Origin of the sequence: Paenibacillus sp. OT2-17, from assembly GCF_009827695.1 — a bacterium.
GTDB lineage: Bacteria > Bacillota > Bacilli > Paenibacillales > Paenibacillaceae > Paenibacillus > Paenibacillus polymyxa_B.
The window spans coordinates 1-604 of the sequence record NZ_WUDQ01001028.1; the positions used below are offsets into that span (position 1 = coordinate 1).

Sequence of the window (604 nt, forward strand, 5' to 3'; positions counted from 1 at the left end):
CCTCTGTAATGTGCTACACCATGGACTCCAAAGCATCCAATCCTTTAAATAAGGTATCGAATATAAATTCATGCATCGCCAGCTTGTTGTTACGTACCAGATCAAGAACGTTTTCCATTTGGTGAGTGAGCGATGCTAGGTCTTCAAACCCCATCGTAGCAGCCATTCCCTTGAGGGTATGGGCAGAACGGAAAATCACCTGAACGATGCCTAGATCGGTTGGATTGCTTTCCAGTTGAAGCATTTTTTCGTTAAGAGATTGCAGATGATCATTCGACTCATCAATAAACATGTTTAAATATTGGTTCATGTCCATTGTGAGACACCTCCTCCATGAGTTACACTCCGATTATTTCACAACTTGTACAAGCTTGGGGGCGATCTCCTGCATTGGCAGAAGGTGACGCACACATTTTAACTCTACTGCTGAGCGGGGCATTCCGTACACTACACAAGTTTCCTCATTTTCAGCAAATGTGGATTGCACCCCAGCATCATAAAGCTTTTTCATCATTTTGGCCCCGTCGCTCCCCATTCCAGTGAGCAATACTAGATGCCGCTCAAACGAGGTTAAAGAGAGCAAAGATTCAAACATCGTATATAC

General features: G+C 43.9%; 1 protein-coding gene and 1 pseudogene. Both read right to left on the reverse strand.

Translation table 11 applies throughout. From position 1 onward, the window contains the following. Positions 1–16: 16 nt before the first annotated feature. Positions 17–316, reverse strand: a pseudogene (locus tag GRP75_RS28865) (Hpt domain-containing protein); the annotation flags it as partial. A 33-nt stretch (positions 317–349) separates the two neighbouring features. After that, a partial coding sequence (locus GRP75_RS28870) for a chemotaxis protein CheB (protein WP_272917262.1) occupies positions 350–604 on the reverse strand: 255 nt, incomplete at its 5' end.